20 protein-coding genes are annotated in these 20,258 nt (G+C 72.8%); 4 read left to right on the plus strand and 16 right to left on the minus strand.

Annotated features, from left to right (window positions below; all coding sequences use genetic code 11):
- Positions 1 to 7: 7 nt before the first annotated feature.
- From DEI86_RS05040 to DEI86_RS05075, 8 genes are all read right to left on the minus strand, one after another.
- Entirely contained in the window at positions 8 to 421 is a 414-nt protein-coding gene (locus DEI86_RS05040) for a heat shock protein transcriptional repressor HspR (protein ID WP_111009674.1), read from the minus strand.
- A 4-nt stretch (positions 422 to 425) separates the two neighbouring features.
- Positions 426 to 1,424 carry a DnaJ C-terminal domain-containing protein gene (locus DEI86_RS05045; protein ID WP_111009675.1) on the minus strand — a complete coding sequence of 333 codons (999 nt, stop codon included), beginning with the start codon at positions 1,422 to 1,424 and terminating at the stop codon, positions 426 to 428.
- Positions 1,425 to 1,528: 104 nt separating this feature from the next.
- Complete coding sequence (locus DEI86_RS05050) at positions 1,529 to 2,236, minus strand: nucleotide exchange factor GrpE (protein ID WP_111009676.1); 708 nt, start codon at positions 2,234 to 2,236, stop codon at positions 1,529 to 1,531.
- Positions 2,237 to 2,239: 3 nt separating this feature from the next.
- Positions 2,240 to 4,099, minus strand: a complete 1,860-nt coding sequence (dnaK, locus tag DEI86_RS05055; RefSeq protein WP_111009677.1) for a molecular chaperone DnaK — start codon at positions 4,097 to 4,099, stop codon at positions 2,240 to 2,242.
- Between the two features lie 166 nt (positions 4,100 to 4,265).
- A complete protein-coding gene (locus tag DEI86_RS05060) occupies positions 4,266 to 5,525 on the minus strand; it encodes an ABC transporter permease (protein ID WP_111048964.1) in 1,260 nt (419 codons plus the stop codon).
- Positions 5,522 to 6,469, minus strand: coding sequence for an ABC transporter ATP-binding protein (locus tag DEI86_RS05065; RefSeq protein WP_258368529.1), 948 nt, complete (start codon positions 6,467 to 6,469; stop codon positions 5,522 to 5,524). The genes DEI86_RS05060 and DEI86_RS05065 overlap by 4 nt, the downstream gene beginning before the upstream one ends.
- A gap of 67 nt (positions 6,470 to 6,536) precedes the next feature.
- Positions 6,537 to 7,403, minus strand: a complete 867-nt coding sequence (locus tag DEI86_RS05070; RefSeq protein ID WP_111048965.1) for an alpha/beta fold hydrolase — start codon at positions 7,401 to 7,403, stop codon at positions 6,537 to 6,539.
- A 77-nt stretch (positions 7,404 to 7,480) separates the two neighbouring features.
- Positions 7,481 to 8,185: a GntR family transcriptional regulator gene (locus DEI86_RS05075; protein ID WP_111009680.1), complete on the minus strand. Its 705-nt coding sequence runs from the start codon at positions 8,183 to 8,185 to the stop codon at positions 7,481 to 7,483.
- 74 nt (positions 8,186 to 8,259) lie between these two features.
- On the opposite strand from DEI86_RS05075, the gene DEI86_RS05080 reads away from it, so the two are divergent.
- Positions 8,260 to 9,447, plus strand: coding sequence for an MFS transporter (locus tag DEI86_RS05080; protein WP_111048966.1), 1,188 nt, complete (start codon positions 8,260 to 8,262; stop codon positions 9,445 to 9,447).
- Positions 9,448 to 9,574: 127 nt separating this feature from the next.
- On the opposite strand, the gene DEI86_RS05085 is transcribed toward DEI86_RS05080, so the two are convergent.
- Positions 9,575 to 10,792, minus strand: coding sequence for a Vms1/Ankzf1 family peptidyl-tRNA hydrolase (locus DEI86_RS05085; RefSeq protein ID WP_111048967.1), 1,218 nt, complete (start codon positions 10,790 to 10,792; stop codon positions 9,575 to 9,577).
- Positions 10,773 to 11,084: a hypothetical protein gene (locus DEI86_RS05090; protein WP_111009683.1), complete on the minus strand. Its 312-nt coding sequence runs from the start codon at positions 11,082 to 11,084 to the stop codon at positions 10,773 to 10,775. The genes DEI86_RS05085 and DEI86_RS05090 overlap by 20 nt, the downstream gene beginning before the upstream one ends.
- 237 nt (positions 11,085 to 11,321) lie before the next feature.
- Between DEI86_RS05090 and DEI86_RS05095 the strand changes: the two genes are divergently transcribed.
- Positions 11,322 to 14,447, plus strand: a complete 3,126-nt coding sequence (locus DEI86_RS05095; RefSeq protein WP_111048968.1) for a glycoside hydrolase family 2 TIM barrel-domain containing protein — start codon at positions 11,322 to 11,324, stop codon at positions 14,445 to 14,447.
- Positions 14,448 to 14,554: 107 nt separating this feature from the next.
- Here DEI86_RS05095 and DEI86_RS05100 read toward each other — a convergent pair whose 3' ends face one another.
- Entirely contained in the window at positions 14,555 to 14,971 is a 417-nt protein-coding gene (locus tag DEI86_RS05100; RefSeq protein WP_181435042.1) for a DUF3151 domain-containing protein, read from the minus strand.
- Positions 14,972 to 15,099: 128 nt separating this feature from the next.
- On the opposite strand from DEI86_RS05100, the gene DEI86_RS05105 reads away from it, so the two are divergent.
- Positions 15,100 to 16,230, plus strand: a complete 1,131-nt coding sequence (locus tag DEI86_RS05105) for an L-dopachrome tautomerase-related protein (protein WP_111048969.1) — start codon at positions 15,100 to 15,102, stop codon at positions 16,228 to 16,230.
- A 12-nt stretch (positions 16,231 to 16,242) separates the two neighbouring features.
- Here DEI86_RS05105 and DEI86_RS05110 read toward each other — a convergent pair whose 3' ends face one another.
- The 5 genes from DEI86_RS05110 to DEI86_RS05130 all read right to left on the minus strand — a co-directional run bounded on the left by DEI86_RS05110 (position 16,243) and on the right by DEI86_RS05130 (position 19,314).
- Positions 16,243 to 16,575, minus strand: coding sequence for a DUF3140 domain-containing protein (locus DEI86_RS05110; RefSeq protein ID WP_111009687.1), 333 nt, complete (start codon positions 16,573 to 16,575; stop codon positions 16,243 to 16,245).
- Between the two features lie 56 nt (positions 16,576 to 16,631).
- Positions 16,632 to 17,327 (minus strand): SDR family oxidoreductase, encoded by a 696-nt coding sequence (locus DEI86_RS05115; protein WP_111009688.1) that lies wholly within the window; start codon positions 17,325 to 17,327, stop codon positions 16,632 to 16,634.
- Between the two features lie 91 nt (positions 17,328 to 17,418).
- Positions 17,419 to 18,453: a YihY/virulence factor BrkB family protein gene (locus DEI86_RS05120; RefSeq protein WP_111009689.1), complete on the minus strand. Its 1,035-nt coding sequence runs from the start codon at positions 18,451 to 18,453 to the stop codon at positions 17,419 to 17,421.
- Positions 18,454 to 18,503: 50 nt separating this feature from the next.
- Positions 18,504 to 18,908: a hypothetical protein gene (locus DEI86_RS05125; protein ID WP_111048970.1), complete on the minus strand. Its 405-nt coding sequence runs from the start codon at positions 18,906 to 18,908 to the stop codon at positions 18,504 to 18,506.
- Between the two features lie 7 nt (positions 18,909 to 18,915).
- Entirely contained in the window at positions 18,916 to 19,314 is a 399-nt protein-coding gene (locus DEI86_RS05130; RefSeq protein WP_146244865.1) for a YtxH domain-containing protein, read from the minus strand.
- 168 nt (positions 19,315 to 19,482) lie between these two features.
- On the opposite strand from DEI86_RS05130, the gene DEI86_RS05135 reads away from it, so the two are divergent.
- Positions 19,483 to 20,220 carry an MBL fold metallo-hydrolase gene (locus tag DEI86_RS05135; RefSeq protein WP_111012242.1) on the plus strand — a complete coding sequence of 246 codons (738 nt, stop codon included), beginning with the start codon at positions 19,483 to 19,485 and terminating at the stop codon, positions 20,218 to 20,220.
- Positions 20,221 to 20,258: the final 38 nt, after the last annotated feature.

Consider the following 20,258-nt stretch of genomic DNA (forward strand, 5'->3'; position numbering starts at 1 on the left):
CGGGGCCTCAGTCTCCCCGGGGACGCCAGAGCACGACGGCCGTGTTGCGCTCCGGCCGGGACCCCGCACGGAGCGGCACCGCGCCTCCGGTCATGGTCGCCGCGAAGATCCGAGCGCCGGGACGGCTGATGAGCTCGTCGGCGAGTGCGCTCTCGAGCTCGCGGACCCGGGCGCGGAGCGCGGTGTTCTCGTTCTCGAGGTCGATCACGCGGCGGATGCCCTCGAGGCTGACGCCCTCGGCGCCGAGCCGGGCGACCTCGCGCAGCTGCGTGACGTCGCGCATGGAGTACCGGCGGGACCCACCCCGCGTCCGCTGCGGCACGACCAGCCCGAGCCGGTCGTACTGCCGCAGCGTCTGCGGGTGGAGCCCCGCCAGTTCCGCCGCCATCGCGATCGCGAGGACCGGCGAGTACTCGTCCATGGCCTCAGGACTCCCGGGCGCGCGCGATCAGGTCGTCGCGCGGGTTCTCGGCCGGGAGGGCCGTGGCGAGTGCCTCCACCGCCTCGCGTGCCGACGGGGTCAGGTGGGACGGCACGGCGACCTGGACGGTCGCGAGCAGGTCGCCCGTCCCGTTCTTCGTCGTCACGCCGCGGCCCTTGACGCGCAGGACGCGTCCGGACGGGGTCCCCGGAGCCACCCGGAGCTTGACCGGGCCGCCGCCGAGCGTCGGGACCTCGATGGTGGCGCCGAGCGCGGCCTCGACGAACGTCACGGGGACGTCGACGCGGAGGTTCAGCCCGTCGCGCTCGAACACCGGGTGCTTGCGGACCTGCACGGTCACGACGAGGTCGCCGGCCTCGCCACCGTCGGGGCTCGGCTCGCCCCGACCCTTGAGCCGGATCTTCTGGCCGTCGGCCACGCCTGCGGGGATGCGGACGTTGACGGGGCGTCCGGAGCCCTGCGTCAGCTTGACCGTGTCGCCCGCGATGGCGGTCGTGAAGTCGAGCGTGGTCGACGCGGTGACGTCGCGGCCCTTCGTCGGACCGCCGAACCCGCGGTAGCCGCCGGAGGACTGGCCGAAGCCACCGCCCCCGCCGAACATGCCGCCGAGGATGTCCTCGAAGCCACCGCCGCCGCCCTGGCCGAAGCGGACGCGCTGACCGCCGCCGCCCCCACCGAACATGCCGCCGAAGACGTCCTCGAAGCCACCGGCGCCACCCGGCGCACCCGCCGTGAAGCGCGCACCGGAGCCCATGGCGCGGATCTGGTCGTACTCGGCGCGCTGCTCCTTGTCGGAGAGCACGGAGTAGGCCTCGGAGATCTCCTTGAACTTCGCCTCAGCCGAGGCGTTGCCCGGGTTCGAATCCGGGTGGTACTGCCGCGCGAGCTTGCGGTAGGTCTTCTTGATGTCTGCGTCCGACGCGTCCTTGGAGACGCCGAGGACCGCGTAGAAGTCCTTGTCGAACCAGTCCTGACTGGCCAACCGACACCTCCTTCGTCATGTCGTCTCGGGGTCCCGGGGCGGGTCGCACCCGGAACCGGGGCGAGCGGGAGCCCACAGGGGCTCCCGCTCGCCGGGGTCGATCGTCAGGCGGGCACCGACACCGCGACCTTGGCGGCGCGGAGCACCCGCTCGCCGAGCTTGTAGCCCGGCTCGACGACGTCGGCGACGGTCTGCTCCGTCGCGCCCGGCGTCGGGAGCTGCACGATCGCCTCGTGGACCTGCGGGTCGAACTTCTCGCCCTTCTCGCCGATCGGGGTGAGGCCGAAGCGGTCGAACCCGCCGCGGAGCTTCGACGCGATGACCTGCATCGGGCCCTCGGCGAGGTCGCCGTGCGCCTCGGCGCGGTTGAGGTCGTCGAGTGCCGGGAGCAGCGCGCGCACGACCTCGGCGATCACGGCGTCGCGGTTGGCCTCGCGGTCACGCTCGACGCGCTTCCGGAAGTTCACCAGCTCGGCCTGTGCCCGGAGCATGTCCGCGCGCATCTCGGCGACCAGGTCGCGCTCGTCGACGGTGAGTGTGTCCTCGCGGAGGCCGCGGGCCGCGTCGTCGAGCAGTGCCTGGTCCTCCGGGCTCAGCTCGACGTCGGCGTCCTCGGCGTCCACCAGGTCCTCGGTGCCGTCGACGTCTGCCGTGCCGCCGTCCTCGGACGTCTGGCCGGGGGTGCCGGCGGGGGCGTCGTCCGCCCCCGCCGCCGACTCCGACCGCAGCTCGCCCGTCTCGGGGTCGATCCGCCGCTTGTCGCGGACGATCGGCTCCTCGTGTTCGTTCTCGTTGCGGTTCTCGTCTGCCATGGGTTACTTCTTGTCGTCCTCGTCGTCCACGACCTCGGCGTCGACGATGTCCTCGTCGTCACCGGTCGCGGCACCGTCGGTCGCACCGGCGGCGCCGGCTGCGTCGGCCTGCTGGCCCTGGGCGTAGATCGCCTGGCCCAGCTTGCTCTGCGACTCGTTCAGCTTGTCGAACGCGGACTTGACCGCCGCGTCGTCGTCGCCGTTGAGCGCGGACTTGAGCGCGTCGACGTCACCCTGGACCTCGGACTTGACGTCCGCGGGGAGCTTGTCGTCGTTCTCCTTGATGAGCTTCTCGATCGAGTAGGCGAGCTGCTCGGCCGAGTTGCGGGTCTCCTGGGCCTCACGACGCGCCTTGTCCTCGGCCGCGTGCTCCTCGGCCTCGCGGACCATGCGCTCGATGTCGTCCTTGGACAGCGACGAGCCGCCCGAGATGACCATCGACTGCTCCTTGCCGGTGCCCTTGTCCTTCGCGGACACGTGCACGATGCCGTTGGCGTCGATGTCGAACGTGACCTCGATCTGCGGGATGCCGCGCGGGGCCGGTGCGATGCCGGTGAGCTCGAACGTGCCGAGCGCCTTGTTGTCGCGGGTGAACTCGCGCTCGCCCTGGAACACCTGGATCGCGACCGACGGCTGGTTGTCGTCGGCGGTCGTGAAGGTCTCGCTGCGCTTGGTCGGGATCGCGGTGTTGCGGTCGATGAGCTTGGTCATCGTGCCGCCCTTGGTCTCGATGCCGAGCGAGAGCGGCGTGACGTCGATGAGGAGGACGTCCTTGCGCTCGCCCTTGAGGACACCGGCCTGGAGCGCGGCGCCGACGGCGACGACCTCGTCCGGGTTGACGCCCTTGTTCGGCTCCTTGCCACCGGTGAGCTGCCGCACGACGTCGGCCACGGCCGGCATGCGGGTGGAGCCACCGACGAGCACGACGTGCGCGATGTCGGAGACCTTGACCCCGGCCTCGCGGATGACGTCGTTGAACGGCTTCTTGGTGCGGTCGAGCAGGTCGGAGGTCATCTGCTCGAACTGCGCGCGCGAGATGGTCTCGTCGAGGTTGAGGGGGCCGTCGCTCGTCAGCGTGAGGTACGGGAGCTGGATGCTCGCGCTCATCTGGGAGCTGAGCTCCTTCTTCGCCTGCTCCGCGGCCTCCTTGAGGCGCTGACGCGCGATCTTGTCCGTGGACAGGTCGACACCGTGGGCGTCCTTGAACTTCTTGACGAGGTGGTCGACGATCCGGGCGTCCCAGTCGTCACCACCGAGGCGGTTGTCACCGGCGGTGGCGCGGACCTGGATGGTGGAGAAGTCGTCGTCCTTGCCCACCTCGAGCAGGGAGACGTCGAACGTGCCACCACCGAGGTCGAAGACGAGGATGAGCTCGTCCTCCTTGCCCTTGTCGAGGCCGTACGCGAGCGCCGCGGCGGTGGGCTCGTTGATGATGCGGAGCACGTTGAGGCCGGAGATCTCACCGGCCTCCTTCGTGGCCTGCCGCTCGGCGTCGTTGAAGTACGCCGGCACCGTGATGACGGCGTCGGTGACGTCCTCTCCCAGGTACTGCTCCGCGTCGCGCTTGAGCTTGCCGAGGATGCGCGCCGAGATCTCCTGCGGGGTGTACCCCTTGCCGTCGACGTCGACCTTCCAGTTCGTGCCCATGTGGCGCTTGACCGAGGCGATGGTGCGGTCGACGTTCGTGACGGCCTGCCGCTTGGCGGTCTCGCCGACGAGGACCTCGCCGTCCTTCGTGAACGCCACGATCGACGGCGTGGTGCGCATGCCCTCGGCGTTCGCGATGACGGTGGGCTCACCACCCTCGAGGACCGAGACGACCGAGTTGGTCGTTCCGAGGTCGATGCCTACTGCACGTCCCATGTGTTGGGTCTCCTTCTGTTGGTGCTGGCCCTGCCGTCACGGCGGGACCGATGGAAGTCGTCGCAGGACTTGCGCCTGCTGGACTCAACTTTACTCACCACCAGCTGGACGTCAAGTCCACGTGCCGGAACTTGCGTCGACCCGACGCAAGTCCGCGCGTGACCGGTCAGGAGGCCGAGGACGAGTCCGTCGGTCGGCGTGCGGACCGCCAGGACCGCACCTGCCGCAGCGTCACCTTGCTGCCGTACTGCGCGACGGAGTGCCGGAAGAGGAACACCGCGAAGCGGAGGACGAGGAACGCCGCCACGTAGAGCTCGAGGACGCACACCACCGACGCGACCGGGCCCAGGGTCCCCATCGCGTTCCGGAGCATCGCGGTGACCGGCGTGAACGTCGGGAAGTACGTGAACACGGCCGTCACCGGGGACGTCGGGTTCGTCAGCACGAAGAACACCGCGTACACGGGGATGAGCACCGAGAACAGCGCCACCGACTGCAGCGCACTGGCGTCCTTGATGGTCGGTACCGCGGCGCCGACCGTCACGAACAGGCTCGACGCCAGGAGCACGCCGCCGACGAGCAGCAGCGCCCCGACGAGCATCCGCCACGGGTCGACGGGGATCGGCCCGAACCGCGCCGCCAGCACGGGCAGGACGACCCCGATCGTCGCGAGCGACGGCACGAGGAACACCGCGAGCTGCACGAGCACGACGAGCAGCATCGCGATCACCTTGCCGCGGACGAGCACGGTCGCGTCGAGCGTCGTCAGGATCATCTCGGAGATGCGGTTCTCCTTCTCCTCGACCACGACCGTGACCATGCGCGCCGCCAGCAGCAGCACGAGCGCGAAGAACGCCGCCGCGAACACCATCGGCGGGAGCGCGGACGCCCATCCGGGGGCGACGTGTCCGTGCGCGTAGGCGGTGACGTTCGTGGCGGGGGTCCCCCGCAGGAGCCGGACGGCCTCCGGGTCGTGCACGCGTGCGGCGACGCTCGCGTGCAGGACCTTCGTCGCCGTGTTCGCGTACTTCTGGTTGCCGAAGAGTCCGGCGTCGCGTGCCGCGACCTCGATCGTGCCCGTCGCCGGGTCGGCCGGGAACTCGACGAAGGCGTCGAGCGTGCCGGCACGGACGCGGGCGACCGCCGCCCGCGCGTCGGACGTGGGCGTGCCTCCCCACCGTGCCGCGACCCGTTCCGAGACGAGACCCGAGTGGTCGACGTACGTGAACGGGACCTTCGTCGCCGCACCGATGCTCGTGACGGAGTCGGCTCCGGCCGCGTTGCCCGCGCCCACGAGCAGCCCGACGACGACGATGAGCACGGGGAGCGCCAGCGTGCCGATCCAGAACGACGGCTTCTTGATGGTGCGGACGAACTCGAACCGGACGACGGTGCCCAGCCGGCCGCTGCCGAACCGCCCGCTCACGCCCGGGCCTCCGCCGCGACCGGCGTGGGCACGGGCGTCTCGACACCGGCGTCGTGCCCGTAGACCTGCACGAAGATCTCGTCGAGCGGGATGCGCCGCATCTCGAACCCGGTCACGCCGATGCCTGCCGCGACGAGCGAGGCCAGGAGGTCCGCGCCGTCGGTCGGCTCGGTCGGCGCCAGGTCGGTCACGTGGCCCTCGCGCCGGATGACGCGGTAGCGCGGGCTCACGGGGACCTCGCGCTCGGCGTGCACGCGGGCGACGGCCCCGCCGAACAGGTCCTGCACCTCGGGGATCGACCCGTACGCCGCCGCGACGCCGTCTCGGAGGAGCAGGATCCGGTCGCAGAGCCGCTCGACCTCGTCCATGTGGTGCGTCACGAGGATGACGGTCGCGCCGTCGGCCCGGCGTTCGTCGACGAGGTCGAGCAGCAACCGCCGGTTCACCGGGTCCAGGCCCTTGGTCGGCTCGTCGAGGATGAGCAGCCGGGGCCGGTCCATGATCGTGATGCCGAGCTGGACCTTCTGCTGCTGGCCGCCGGACAGCTTGTCGACGCGGAGCCGCCCCTTGTCGGCGAGCCCGACGCGCTCGAGGTACGCCTGCGACCACACGCTCGCGTGCCGCGACGTCATCCCCTTGAGCCGCGCGAAGTACGTCATGACGTCGAGGACGGTCTCCTTGCGGTAGAGCCCGCGGTCCTCGGGCAGGTACCCGACCCCGCCGCCTGCCGTGGCCCGGTAGCGGGCACCGTCGATCGTCAGGGAGCCGGACGTCGGCTCGGTGATGCCGAGGAGCGCCCGGATCGTGGTCGTCTTGCCCGAACCGTTGCTGCCGAGCAGTCCGAAGGTCTCACCCGCACCCACCTGGAACGACAGGCCGTCCACCACCGTGCGGTCACCGAACCGCATCACGAAGTCGTCGACGGCGATCGCGGCACCGGACACGTGGCCTCCTCGGGTGGGGTCGCTGCCGAACCTACCCGGAAGGACCGGCGCTCCGTGCGTCCGGCGCTCAGGCGTCCGCGAGGAACCCGTCGAGCAACCTCGCGGTCGCCTCCGGAGCCTCGATCGCCGGGCTGTGCGCGCTGTCCGGGATCACCGCGTACCGCGCGCCGAGCCGTTCGGCCATGTCGTGCTGCCACACCTGCGGCCACGCTGCGTCGTCCTCGCCGTGCGCGACGAGAGTCGGCAGCCCGGTGTCCCGGAGCGCCGCGGTGGTGTCGTCGGCCAGCTCGAGGATCGCGGCCGTCGTCGTGATGCCGACCGTGCTCGACCGGTCCATCCGCATGCGGGCGAACCGCGTCGCCTGGTCGAGGGCCGCGTCCGCGACGCCGATCGCGATCGGGTTCTGGGCGTCGAACAGCGCCCGGTTGCCCTGCTCCGCCGCCAGACGCCGAGCCAGGAACATCCGGTTCGGCCACCCGTGCGGCCCGGAGCACAACATCGTGACGGACCGGAACGCGCTCGGGCTCGCGATGGCCGCCGCCCGCGCGATCACACCGCCCAGCGAGTGCCCGAGCAGGTGCACGGGCGCGCCGTCGTCGACCAGGGCCGCGACCCGGACGACGTCGGCCGCTTCCTCGTCGAGCGTGTAGGCAGCCGGGTCGGTGGGCGCCGCCGAGTCCCCCTGCCCCCGCCTGCTCATCGCGAGCACCGACCACCCCGCATCGCGCAGGAGCGGCACGAGCGGGCGGAAGTCCTCCTTCGACCCGGTGAACCCGGGCACGAGCAGGACGCTGCCGCGGCTCGGGCCGTCCGGCAGGCCGCGGTACGCGGTCAGCCGACCGACGGGCAGGTCGACCCCGACGACGTCGACGCCGTCGGGGGTGGGCAGGTCGCCGAACGGCGGGACGGTCTGGAGGCGGTGCACGCGACCCATGCTGCTCCTCCCGTCCGACGTCGGCCCGGAGACGCGGCGTCGGCCCGGAGACGCGGCGTCGGCCGGGAGGCGCGGCGTCAGTCGAGCGTGCTGCTCCCGACCACGGCCATGCCGGCGCCGCGCAGGCGGCGCCGCTCCTGCGCGATGAACGCCATGAGGCGGTCGTTCGTGCCGGAGACGTGGGCGGCGAGGAGCTCCGCGGCGCGGTCCGCATCCCGCCTCGCGACGGCGTCGAGGATGGCGCTGTGCTCGTCCCACGCGGCGTCCCGGGCCTCGGGCGTGCGCACCTCGAGCCACCGGCTCCGTTCCAGGCGGGTCATCGCGTCGGCGATCGCCTCGGTGACGAACCGGTTGCCGCCGAGCGTGGCGAGGTCGAGGTGGAACGTGCTGCCGGCCTGCACGCCGGCGGCCTCGTCGGGCGCCGGGCGGAGGGTCTCGAGGTGCGCCCGGACCTCGGCGAGCGCCGCGTCCGTCGCGCGCTCCACCGCCAGACGGGCGGCGGCCGGCTCGAGCACGACGCGGAGTTCGGCGAGCGCTGCGATCTCGTCGAGGTCGATCGGCGTGACGGTCCACGACCGCCCCTCGTGCAGGATGAGGCCCTCGCGTTCGAGACGGGACAGCGCTGCCCGGACGGGCGTGCGTGAGGCGTGGAACCGGGCCTCCAGACCGCGTTCCGAGATCCGCTCGCCGGGCGCGATGCCGAGCGACAGGATCGCGGCCCGCAGGTTGTCGTAGAGCAGGGTGGTCTGCGACACGGGCGCGGCGTCGATCGGTGCGGTCACGGTCGGTCAGCGTAGCCGAGGGGCCTGCGCGATGGTATACCGTCTTGGTATACCAACGCTCGGGAGGCGGTGACATGGCGACGACGACGGTCACCACGACGAGGGCGTGGGTCATGCTCGCCCTCGGCGTCGCCGCACAGGCCGCGGGGACGCTCGTCGTCTCGGCGCCCGCGTTCCTCATCCCCCTCCTCACCCGGCAGGGCATGCCGCTCACGGCCGCGGGGTTCCTGGCCGGCGCGCCGACGTTCGGCATGGTCCTGACCCTCATCGCCTGGGGCGCCGTGACCGACCGACACGGCGAGCGCGTCGTCATCGCCGGGGGCCTGGTGCTCACCGCCCTGGCCACGACCGGCGCCCTGCTCGCCGCGGGGAACCCGGTCCTCCTCGGCGTCGCGTTCCTCGCCGCGGGGATGACGAGCGCCTCGACGAACGCCGCCAGCGGCCGCGTGGTCGTCGGCTGGTTCCCGAAGCACCGGCGCGGACTCGCGATGGGGATCCGTCAGATGTCACAGCCGCTCGGGGTCACGCTCGCGGCGCTGACCGTCCCGACCATCGCCGGGAGCGCGGGAGTCCGGGCGGCGCTCGTGCTGCCGATCGCGCTCACCGCCGTGCTCGCCGTCTGCTGTGCGCTCGCCGTGGTGGATCCGCCGCGTCCGAGCCGCGACGCCGCGGAGGTCGTGACGAACCCCTACCGCGAGTCCGCGTTCCTCTGGCGCATCCACGCCGTGTCCGTGTTGCTCGTCGTGCCCCAGTTCACGCTCTCGACGTACGGCCTCGTGTGGCTGACGCGGGACCTCGGCTGGAGCGCGCTCGCCGCCGGGGTGCTCGTCGGCGCGTCGCAGTTCGTCGGTGCGCTCGGGCGGATCGTCGTCGGGCTGTGGAGCGACCGTGCCGGGTCCCGCGTCGGACCCCTGCGCGTCGTGGCCGTGTCCGCCGCCGTCGTGATGGGCGTCCTCGCGGCCGTCGACGCGACGCACCTGGCAGCCGCGGCGGTGTTCCTCGTCGTGGCGACCGCCGTGACCGTGGCGGACAACGGGCTCGCGTTCACCTCCGTCGCCGAGGCCGCGGGGCCGCACTGGTCGGGTCGGGCGCTCGGGGCGCAGAACACGGGGCAGTTCGTGGCGGCGTCGGCGGTCGGACCCGGGATCGGCGCCCTGGTCGGCGCGGTGGGGTTCGCCGGGAGCTTCCTCGTCGTCGCGGCGTTGCCCGTCGTCGCCCTGGCCCTCGTCCCGCGGAGGGACCGGGAGCACCGCCCGGCCTGACCGCCCCCCCTTCACTCTCCGCCTCCCTCCGCCTCCGTCCGCCACCCTCCGCGAGATCGCAGTATTTGCCGCTCTGGAGGCCCGCTGAACAGCATCTCCTGCGATCTCGCGGGGGGGGGGGGGGGGGTCAGCCCCGGTCGGAGCCCTCGCCCCGCCCGGTCGCACCGGCCGCGGGCCCCGCCCCGGGCACGTCCGGCCCGACGTGCCAGCGGAGCAATGCGGCGACGGGCGCCCCGGACGGCACGGACGCCGCGTTCACGAGCACGACCTCCGCGTCGGTCAGGAGCGCCGCACGGGTGATGCCGACCGCAGCCGGGACGGACCCGAGCACGGTGGTGCCGAGGGCCTCCTCGGGCGCGGTCGCGATCCAGGGCGCGGCGTCGAGCGCGAGCACCGTGCGGTCCTCGAACGCGGCCGGGTCGACGACGACGATCGACGCCTGCGCCTGCTGGAGCGCCGACACGACCGGTCCGACACCGGCGACGGCCTCGCGGTCGCCACGGCCGACGTGCGTACGGAGCAGGTCCTCCACGTCGTGGCGGCGCTGGGCCACCACCCGCGCGAGGGCGATCTCGACGTGCTCGACGAGGGCGTTCTCGGACGCATCCGGTGCCCGGGTGTCGACCGGCACCTCGGACACGAGCGGCCGGGTCGCGGTGCTCAGCTGGTCGATGAACAGCTGGCGTGCGCGGATGTCCCCGGCGACGACGACGAGCCGCGGCCGCAGCCGGTCGACCGCCTGTTCGACGGCCTCGACGACCTGTGCCTCGTTCTCGCGCCAGATCTCCTCGGTGTGGTGCTGCCAGCGCAGGTGCGCCCAGCCGCCGCCCTGGAACTTGTGGAGCGTGTCCGTACGCCCCTCGACGTACTCCTCCTCCTGCTGCCCGCTCGGCTCGGCGTGCCCGAGCCGGTAGGCGCGGTAGCCGCCGCCCTCGCGTCCGACCTCGACCACGAGGAACGGCACGTCGAGCGGCCGGTGGGCGAGCAGCGGCACGAGGTCCGGGACGGCGCCGTACCCGACGCTCTCGGGTCCGTGCATGTGCCCGGGCAGGACCTCGCTGACGACGAGCTCGCCGTCGCGCGCCAGGACGAACCGAGCGACCGGGGCGGGCACGCCGGGTGCCTCACCGAGTTCGCGTTCGATCGCCTCGACGTCGGCGGACGGTGCCCCCTGCGCCATGAGCTGGTCGCGGGCGGCGCGGACCTGGAGCGCGGCGAGGTGCTGCGGGTCCTCCCGGTCGCCCGAGACGTCGACGTACGCCCACGACCAGGTACCGGGCTGCGCGAGGAGGGCAGCGAGCCCCCGGTGTTCCTCCGAGACCTGCTCAGCGGTCGTCGGCGCCATGGTCCACCACCTTCCCCTCCGAGACCTGGTCCGTCTCGGTCGTGTACACGGTCGTGTCGATGCCGTCGGCGTCGTCCTCGGGCAGCGCGTGCGTCGCGTCGTCGACGAACTCGCCGTCGTAGCCGGACGCCGCGAGGGTCTCGGGGGCGTCGGTGTCGTCGGTGACGGGTTCCGATTGCCGGAACTCCTCCACGTGGGACGAACTGCCGTGCCCCTGGACGATGCTCTGCGCCTCGTGCGCCATCTGCTCGTCGACCTCCGGGCTGTGGGTGGTGTTGCCCCGTTCGATCATGTCGATCTCCTTCCGTCGGTCCCGCCATGGTCGGCGGCCGCGCCTGCGTGTGTCCGCAGCTCACGGCGGACGTCGAGGTCGGGAGGGCCGGGACGGGCCGGTCTCGCGCCTCCCGTCCGGCGGGCGCCCCGTGCAGAGCGGACGCCCGGGCCGCAGGGGACGCTCGCTAGGGTTGGAGCACCCGCCGGCCGGCGGACCAGGATCGACGACGACCCTCGCGGTCGAGGACAGCACCCAATGACGGACATCGCCACCGCGCCCGCTCCCCGGGCGATCTCGGACCTCCACTCGACCGCTCCCGGCTCGGCCTCGCGCCGTCGCCCCCGCGCCCACCTGCACACCGACGCACCGTCGCTGTCGCTCGACGGGGACTGGCGGTTCCGCTGGTCGCCCGTCGCCGAGGTCGCCGAGGACTTCGCGGCCGACACGTTCGACGACGCCGACTGGCAGACCCTGCCCGTCCCGTCGCACTGGGTGCTGCACGGGCACGGCGCGCCGATCTACACGAACGTGCAGTACCCGTTCCCGATCGACGCACCGCACCCGCCGGAGGAGAACCCGACGGGCGACCACCGCCGCACGTTCGAGCTCCCGGCGTCGTTCGCGGACGCCGACCGGGTCGTCCTGCGGTTCGACGGGGTCGAGTCGCACTTCCGCGTCTGGCTCAACGGCGTCGAGGTCGGCTGGTCGACGGGGTCGCGCCTCGTGACCGAGTTCGACGTCACGGCGCTGCTCCGCCCGGGCGCGAACACGGTCGCGGTCCGGGTGCACCAGTGGTCCGCCGCGAGTTACCTCGAGGACCAGGACCAGTGGTGGTTGCCCGGGGTCTTCCGCGACGTCACGCTGCTCGCGCGCCCGGTCGCCGCGATCGAGGACGCCTTCGTCCGCGCCGACTGGGCTCCGCTGCTCGCGTCGGCCGCCGCCGCCGGCACCGCTGCGTCCGGCGCCCCCGCCACCGGCGTCGGTACGGTCACGGTCGAGCTCGACGCCGTGTTCCCGGTGGTGTTCCGGATCCCGGAGCTCGGCCTGGAGGAACGGTGGGCGACCGCCGCGGACGTCCAGCCCGTCACGCTGCCGGCCGTCGAGCCCTGGAGCGCCGAGGTCCCCCGCCGGTACGAGGCGACCCTGACGTCGGGGACGGCCGCGGGCGGGACGGGCGCTGGCGAGACCGTCACGCTGCGACTCGGGTTCCGCACGGTCGAGATCCGCGGCGACCGGTTCCTCGTCAACGGCGAGCGCGTCGTGTTCCACGGTGTCAACCGGCACGAGACCCACCCGGAGCGGGGCCGCGTGTTCGACGAGGCCCACGCGCGCGCGGACATGGCGATGATGAAGCGCGCGAACGTCAACGCCATCCGAACCTCGCACTACCCGCCGCACCCCCGGGTGCTCGACCTCGCCGACGAGCTCGGGTTCTGGGTGGTCCTCGAGTGCGACCTCGAGACGCACGGGTTCGAGCACCTGGGCTGGGCCGGCAACCCGTCGGACGACCCGGCGTGGCAGGACGCCTACCTCGACCGCATCGCCCGGACGGTGGAGCGGGACAAGAACCACCCGTCGATCGTCCTGTGGTCCCTCGGCAACGAGTCCGGCACGGGCCGGAACCTCGCGGCGATGTCGCACTGGGTCCACCGCCGTGACCGCTCGCGCCCGGTCCACTACGAGGGCGACTACACGGGCTCCTACACGGACGTCTACTCGCGCATGTACCCCTCGCTCGTCGAGACCGAGTCGATCGGCGGCGGCCCCGTCGTGACCCCGCTCCTCGGGTGCGGTCCGGCCGAGGCGGCACGCCAGCGGTCGAAGCCGTTCCTGCACTGCGAGTACGTGCACGCGATGGGCAACGGACCGGGCCAGATCGCGGAGTACGAGGCCCTCGTGGACCGGTACCCGCGCCTCCACGGCGGGTTCGTGTGGGAGTGGCGCGACCACGGCCTGCTCAGCCACACGGCCGACGGCACCCCCTACCACGCGTACGGCGGCGACTTCCGCGAGGTCGTGCACGACGGCAACTTCGTGATGGACGGTCTGGTCCTGCCCGACGACACCCCGACGCCGGGCCTCGCCGAGTTCGCCGCGGTCGTCGCGCCGATCCGGATCAGCGTCTCCACGACGGTCGCCGGGGGCACGGTGCTCGTCGAGAACCGGTACCACTCGGCGTCGACCGCCGGACTGCGCTTCTGTTGGACGCTCGAGCGCGACGGCGTCGCGGTCGCGGCCGGGAGGCTCGCTCCGGGCCTGGTCGCGGCCGGCGCCTCCGCCACGGTTCCGGTCCCGCCCGAGGTCCTCGCGGTCGCCGCCGAGGGCGTCGAGGGCGAGTTGTTCCTCGACGTGACGGCCGAACTCGCCGGGCCGACCGCCTGGGCCGACACCGGGCACGTCATCGCCCGCACGCAGGTGCCCGTCCCCGTCGTGGCGGACGCCACCGGCCGGGCGACCGACGCTCGCGGGGTGCGCACGCACCGGGCCTCCCGGCCGTCGTGGCAGGGCGACGCCCTGGGGATCGCGACGTTCGACGCCCGAGGCGACCTGGCGACGTGGCACGGCCTGCCCGTCGCGGGGCCGCGCCTCGAGCTCTGGCGCGCGCCCACCGACAACGACCGCGGTGCGTCCCAGGGCTCGTACGAGGTCGCCGACCCCGCGCTCACCCTGGGCGTCGGCGGCATCGCTCCCGCCTCGGCCGTGCGGTGGGAGGCCCACGGGCTGCACCGCCTGACGCACCGGCTGGTCGCCGTCGAGCGCACCGAGCACGGGCTCGTCCAACGGGTCCGGGTGTCCGCGGCGAACAGCGGCGCCGGGGTCGACGTCGTGCACCGGTGGACCGCGACCGCCGAGGGCGTGCTGCTCCGCACCGAGGCCGTCCCCTTCGGCGCGTGGGACTGCACCTGGCCGCGGATCGGCGTCCGGTTCGACCTGCCCGGTTCGCTGGCCGACTCGGACCTGACCTGGCTCGGGACGGGGCCCGACGAGTCCTACGCCGACTCGTCACACGCCGTCCGCGTCGGTCGGTTCACCGCCGCGGTCGACGACCTGTCCGTCCGGTACTCACGGCCCCAGGAGACCGGGCACCGGCCGGACCTGCGGTGGCTCGAGCTCGGGCCGCTCCGCGTGACGACCGTGCCCGCGGCGGGATCCGGGCACGGCGCGCACGCCGGTCACCGCGCGGGGTTCACGCTGTCGCGCTGGACCGCGCAGCAGATCACCGCGGCCGGGCACCCGCACGAGCTGCCGGCCTCGGACGCGCTGTACCTGTACCTCGACGAGGCACAGCACGGGCTCGGGTCGCGCGCGTGCGGGCTCGACGTCCTGCCGGAGCACCAGCTGTGGCCGGCGGCGCGGGCGTGGGAGGTGCTGCTCGGGTAGGGCACCCGGGCCTGCCGGCGTCGCACCGGTTCCTTCCGTTCGAACCCCGCGATCCGGGTGTTCGACGGGACGGAGGCGGTGCACCTCGCGACGGGCCCCCGGCGGCGTCAGCGCTGCTCGGCGGCGATCGCGTCCGCGGCGGCGGGGTCGGCGTCGTGGAGGAACGTCGACAGGCGCTCGACCTCCGGCTCCTCGCCGATGCCGTCGGCCGCCCGGCGCAGCGCGAACAGCGAGCGGAGCACGCCCCGGTTCGGCTCGTGCGCCCACGGGATCGGGCCCTGCCCGCGCCAGCCGGCCTTCCGGAGGGCATCGAGGCCACGGTGGTACCCCACGCGGGCGTAGGCGTACGACTCGAGCGCGGCGCCGCGGTCCCAGGCCTCGTCGGCGAGGAGCGCCCACGCCAGGCTCGATGACGGGTGCGCCGTCGCGACGTCGGCCACGGGAGTGCCCGCGGCGAGGGCGGCGGTGACGTCCGGGTCATCGGGCAGGCGGGTCTCGGGCACGCCGAGGAGGTTGTCGGTCATACGCACCAGCCTCGCACGGCGCACCGTGACAGCACGGCCGACGCGGTCCGCGCGACGACGACATGCGCGGCCAGACGCCGGGGGACGCGCACCGGCGACCCCCAGGCCCCGCGCCTACCGTGCACCGCATGAGCGACTTCGACGCCGACCACGCCGCCCCGACCGCCCCCGAAGACGAACCACGCGGCGACCTCGAGGTGGTCCACGAGTTCACCGACGGCCCGATGCCCACGGGCGTGAGCGTCTCCCACGGCGGCCGGGTGTTCGTGAACTTCCCGAAGTGGGGCGACGACGTCCCGGCCACGGTCGTCGAACTCGTGAACGGGCAGGCGGTGCCCTACCCGTCGGTCGAGATCAACCAGGCGCGGTCGATCGACGACGCCGAGCGGCTCGTCAGCGTGCAGAGCATCGTCGTCGCGCCGGACGACCGCCTGTGGATCCTCGACACGGGCAGCCCGATGATGGGTCCGACCAAGGAGGGCGGCCCGAAGCTCGTGTGCGTCGACCTCGGCACGGACCGCGTCGTGCAGACGATCGTCCTCCCGCGCAGCGTCGCGTACGAGACGACGTACCTCAACGACGTGCGGTTCGACCTCCGCCGCGGCGAGGCCGGGTTCGCGTTCGTCACGGACTCGGCGTCCGAGGGCCCGAACGCGATCATCGTCGTGGACCTCGCCACCGGTGAGGCGTGGCGGCGGCTCGAGGACCATCCGTCCACCAAGGCCTGCCCGCCGCAGGACATGGTCCCGATGGCCGAGGGACGGGTGCTCGCACAGCGCGCCCCGGGTGCGGCCCCGAAACCGGTGACGATGGGCGCGGACGGCATCGCGATCTCGGCGGACGGCGAGCGGCTCTGGTACTGCCCGCTCATCAGCCGCCGCTGGTACAGCGTGTCGGTGGGGGCGCTCGTCGACCGGGCGATCTCGGAGGAGACCGTCGCTGGGACCGTCGTCGACGAGGGCGACAAGGGCGGGGGCGCGGACGGCCTGGAGTCCGACGACCAGGGCCGCCTGTACGCCACGAACTGGGAGCACGAGTCGATCACCCGGCGGCTGCCGACCGGCGAGATCCAGACCCTCGTGCACGACCCGCGCCTGCTGTGGACCGACACGATGTCCGTCGCGACGGACGGCTACCTCTACGTCACCGCGAACCAGCTGCACCGTCAGGCGGACTACCAGGGCGGCGAGGACCTCCGCGTGTACCCGTACTCGCTGTTCCGCTTCCGGATCGACGCGGGTCCCGTGCTCCTGCGCTGAGCAGGCGCCCGGTCACTTCTCGGGGTCGTGGCCCCAGTTCATGAGGGAGTACCGCCAGCGCGTGTGCGTGTCGTCGCCCGATGGGCGCTGCGCGGAGTGCCGGGCGACGTAGCCGACCACCTTGCGCATGTGCGCGTAGTCGTCGTCCGTGTACTCGCCCTGTCGCTCCTCGAGGATCCGGACGATGTGCCGGCCGCTCTCGTGCCCGGTGGACTCGCCGCCGCCGTCGGGCTTCTGCCCCACGGCCTTCGAGTCGTCGGTGTCGAGCCAGTGGCGCAGCTCGGTCGCCGTCATGTTCACGGCACGGTGGAAGTCCTCGCGGGTCTGCTGCTCGTCGTCGGCCATGTCCCGATCCTGCGCCGCGCACCTCCGTGCCTGGCGCTCCGCGGTGTACCCCGGGGTCAGCGCTTGCGGGTGGGCCGCACGCTGAGCAGCTCGACGGTGCCGCGCTCCGGCAGGTCGACCACGGTCCGCACCGCGGCGGCGACGTCCTCGGGCGCCAGGTAGTAGCGGGTGTCGTAGTCCTCGCCGAGCTTCGTGGCGAGGGCGACCTGCATGTCGGTGTCGACGCGCCCCGGGTGGACGCCGGACACGCGGACCCCGTGCTCGCGCTCCTCCTCGCGGAGGGCATCGGCGAAGGCCCGCAGGGCGAACTTCGACGCACCGTAGACGCCGCCGCCGGGCCCGCTCACGAACCCCGAGCCGCTGTTGATCGTGACGACGAGGCCGCGGACGGACCGGAGCGCGGGCAGCGCCAGCCGGGTGAGTTCCGCGACCGCGACGACGTTCGTGGCGAGGACGCGCTCCCACACCTCGCGGGGGGTGTCGGCGACGCGGCCGCCCTCCTCGATGCCGGCGGAGTGCACGAGCACGTCGAGCCGGTCCGGCAGCGGTGGCAGCGGGCCCGCGACGAGGTCGGCCACGAACGGCTCGGCGGACGGCAGCGCGTCGACGACGGCGGCGACGGCAGCGGCGGACCGCCCACCGACGAGCACGTGGTGTGTGCGGCCGAGGTCGGCCGCGATCGCGCGTCCGATCCCCCGGGTCGCCCCGGTCACGAGTGCGGTCGGTCGGACGGGAGGCACGGTGTCGGTCACCGTGTCAGCCTACGGAACGCGGCTGCGGTGCCGGGCCGAGTCGGGCCTCCCGGCCGCGACGCGCGCGGCGCGACGGACGGGAGGCCCCTGCTCACTTCTCTCGACCGGCGCTCTCGCGGATCTCGATGCCGGAGAGGACGTCCTTCGCGTGCTTCTCGTCCTGCTTGTCGATCTGGCGGGTGTCGCGCTCGGGGAGCTGGATGTCCTCCTCGGCGTGGATGCCGGCCTGGAGTTCGCGGCCGCGCTCGACCTCGGCGTCGAACTCGGCGCCGAACAGCAGAGCGCAGTTCGTGATCCAGATCCACAGGAGGAACACGATCACGCCGCCGAGCGACCCGTACGTCTTGTTGTAGTGCGAGAAGTTCGCGACGTAGAACGCGAACGCGATCGAGGCGATGATCCAGATGAGGAGCGCCAGGAGCGCGCCCAGGCTCATCCAGCGGAACTTCGGCTGCCGGACGTTCGGTGACCAGTAGTAGAGGATCGCGATGATCACGACCGCGATCGCCGCGAGGATCGGGAGCTTGGCGTAGTCCCACACGGTCACCGCGACGGAACCGAGTCCGATCGCGTTGCCGACCGCCTCGGCCACCGGGCCGGAGAGCACGAGCATGAGCGCGCCGATGACGAGCAGGACGACCGTGAACACCGTCACACCGAGCATCGTCGGGCGGAGCTTCCAGATCGGACGCCCCTCACGGATGCCGTAGATGCGGTTCATCGCACGGCCGAACGACCCGACGTACCCGGACGCGGACCACAGCGCGCCGAGCACACCGACGATGAACGCGAGCGGGGCCGCGGGCGACCGGACGAGACCGTTGATCGGGCCCTTGAGCAGGTCGACGACCTGGTTCGAACCGACGTTGCCGAGCACCTTCATGACCTGGTCGACCGTCGCCTGCCCCTCGCCGAACAGGCCGAGGATCGAGACGATCGCGAGGATCGCGGGGAACACTGCCAGGACGGCGTGGTACGTCAGGCCGGCTGCCAGGTCGGTGCACTGGTCACTCGAGAACTCGCGGAGCGTCTTCTTGAGCGTGTACTGCCACGAGGGCTTCGTCAGGTCGGTCGGGTCGTCCGGCTTGCGGGGGTCGTCCGGGTCCGGTGCGGTGTTCCTTGCCATCGGTGGCTCCTCCTGTGGTCGACGTCGTCAGCGGGTCGCGGGGTGGCGACTCACCGGTCGTCGGCGTCGCGACGCTTCTGGACGGGGTTCAGCTTGTCGGGCTTGCGGGCGAAGGCGGCCTTCTTCCGCTTGCCGCTCTTCTTGGTCTTGCCGGGCTTGTAGACGGGCAGCAGCATCGGCTCCCGCGCGGCGTCGAGGCGCCCCGCGTCCGTCCGACCGATGACCACGCCGCCGACGATCGCCACGAGTCCCGCACCGGCCGTGACGGCCATGGCCACGAGGGGCGTCGGGTCCCGGTGCAACTGCTGACGCGCCTTCGCGACCGCCAAGCGCCACTGTGCGGGGACGTCCGAGCGCCGCACGACCTCGTTCACGGTGTGGCGCAGGTCCTCGCGCGTCCGCACGTTCTGGAGTTCGAGTTGCGGGATGCTGTCGCGCGATCCGCTGTCGACCATACCGGGCCTACACCGCGTCCGGCGACGGCGTGCCTGCCGTACCGGTCGTGTCGGTCTCGCTCGACGTGGCGGCGCTCGGCGCCTCCGGCTTGCCCGCAGCGCTCGGACCCGCGGTTCCGGGTCCGCCGGCCACGGTGTCGGTGCTCGAGGCGTCGGTGTCGCCCGACGACTTCACCTTGCTCTGCACGGCGCCGGCGGCACTCGTCGCCGCGTCCTTGACCTTGCTCGCGACGACCGGTGCCTTGTCCTTGACGAAGCCCTCGGCGTCGTGGAGGCCCTTCTGCACCTTCGGGTCCGACCACACGCCCTGCGCCCGGGTGCGGATGCGCTCGTACGAGGAGCGTCCGGCTCGGGCTCCGAGCACGTACCCCAGCGCGATGCCGGCGATGAACAGCAATCTCTTCATGGTGGTCCTCTCGTGTGGAGTCGTCCACCGCCGTGCCTACTCGGAGTCGAGTGGACGCTCATGCGGCTCGCACCGGTCTCCCAGGCGCCGACGTCGGCCGTCCCCCGGTCACGCACACCGTCGTGCCGCCCGACGGCCCGCGCGGGCGCCGACGAGTAGCCTGCGGCCATGCTGTTCCGAGACGTCGCCGAGGGGATCCACCGCCTCGAGATCGCCCACACGAACCTCTACCTCGTCGAGACCGGCGACCAACTGCTCGTCGTCGACAGCGGTCTGCCCGCCGCGTGGCCGCACCTGCTCGTCGCGATCGCCGAGCTCGGGTACACCCCCGACGCCGTCGAGGGCATCGCGCTCACGCACGGGCACTTCGACCACGTCGGCACCGCGGCCCGTGCGCGTCGGGAGTGGGACGTGCCCGTGCTCGTGCACCCGCGGGACGCGGAGCTGGCCGCTCACCCCTACCGGTACCGGACGGAGCGGAACCGGCTCGTGTACCCGCTGACACACCCCGCCGGCCTCCCGAAGCTCGCGCGGATGGTGGTCGCGGGAGCGCTCATGGTCGAGGGTGTGACCGACACGAAGCCGCTCGACGAGCGGGACGCCGTGCAGGCCTCCCCGTGGATCATCGAGACGCCCGGGCACACCGACGGCCACGTCGCGCTGTACTTCGCCGACCGCGACGCCCTCATCGCCGGCGACGCGATCGTCACGCTCGACCCGTACACCGGTGGGATCGGGCCGCAGATCGTCGCCGGGTCGGCCACCGCGGACAGCGGCGCCGCCCTGGAGTCGCTCGACCGGCTCGTCGACACCGAGGCACGGATCGTGCTCCCCGGGCACGGCCCCCAGTGGCGCCGGGGCATCCGGAGCGCGGTCGAGCAGGCCAAGCGCCGATCCGCGCACTGAGGTCGGGGTTCGCCGACGTGACCCAGCGGGTCGCCTGA

It is taken from the genome of Curtobacterium sp. MCBD17_028, from assembly GCF_003234875.1.
In the GTDB taxonomy this organism is placed as follows: Bacteria; Actinomycetota; Actinomycetes; order Actinomycetales; family Microbacteriaceae; genus Curtobacterium.

Bases quoted from the DNA above. Each gene is read 5' to 3' on its own strand.
- DEI86_RS05095 (WP_111048968.1), top strand. From the start codon at position 11,322: ATGACGGACATCGCCACCGCGCCCGCTCCCCGGGCGATCTCGGACCTC.
- DEI86_RS05120 (WP_111009689.1), bottom strand. From the start codon at position 18,453: ATGGCAAGGAACACCGCACCGGACCCGGACGACCCCCGCAAGCCGGAC.
- DEI86_RS05125 (WP_111048970.1), bottom strand. From the start codon at position 18,908: ATGGTCGACAGCGGATCGCGCGACAGCATCCCGCAACTCGAACTCCAG.
- DEI86_RS05070 (WP_111048965.1), bottom strand. From the start codon at position 7,403: ATGGGTCGCGTGCACCGCCTCCAGACCGTCCCGCCGTTCGGCGACCTG.
- DEI86_RS05130 (WP_146244865.1), bottom strand. From the start codon at position 19,314: ATGAAGAGATTGCTGTTCATCGCCGGCATCGCGCTGGGGTACGTGCTC.
- DEI86_RS05050 (WP_111009676.1), bottom strand. From the start codon at position 2,236: ATGGCAGACGAGAACCGCAACGAGAACGAACACGAGGAGCCGATCGTC.
- DEI86_RS05105 (WP_111048969.1), top strand. From the start codon at position 15,100: ATGAGCGACTTCGACGCCGACCACGCCGCCCCGACCGCCCCCGAAGAC.
- DEI86_RS05100 (WP_181435042.1), bottom strand. From the start codon at position 14,971: ATGACCGACAACCTCCTCGGCGTGCCCGAGACCCGCCTGCCCGATGAC.
- DEI86_RS05080 (WP_111048966.1), top strand. From the start codon at position 8,260: ATGGCGACGACGACGGTCACCACGACGAGGGCGTGGGTCATGCTCGCC.
- dnaK (WP_111009677.1), bottom strand. From the start codon at position 4,099: ATGGGACGTGCAGTAGGCATCGACCTCGGAACGACCAACTCGGTCGTC.
- DEI86_RS05110 (WP_111009687.1), bottom strand. From the start codon at position 16,575: ATGGCCGACGACGAGCAGCAGACCCGCGAGGACTTCCACCGTGCCGTG.
- DEI86_RS05135 (WP_111012242.1), top strand. From the start codon at position 19,483: ATGCTGTTCCGAGACGTCGCCGAGGGGATCCACCGCCTCGAGATCGCC.
- DEI86_RS05090 (WP_111009683.1), bottom strand. From the start codon at position 11,084: ATGATCGAACGGGGCAACACCACCCACAGCCCGGAGGTCGACGAGCAG.
- DEI86_RS05085 (WP_111048967.1), bottom strand. From the start codon at position 10,792: ATGGCGCCGACGACCGCTGAGCAGGTCTCGGAGGAACACCGGGGGCTC.
- DEI86_RS05040 (WP_111009674.1), bottom strand. From the start codon at position 421: ATGGACGAGTACTCGCCGGTCCTCGCGATCGCGATGGCGGCGGAACTG.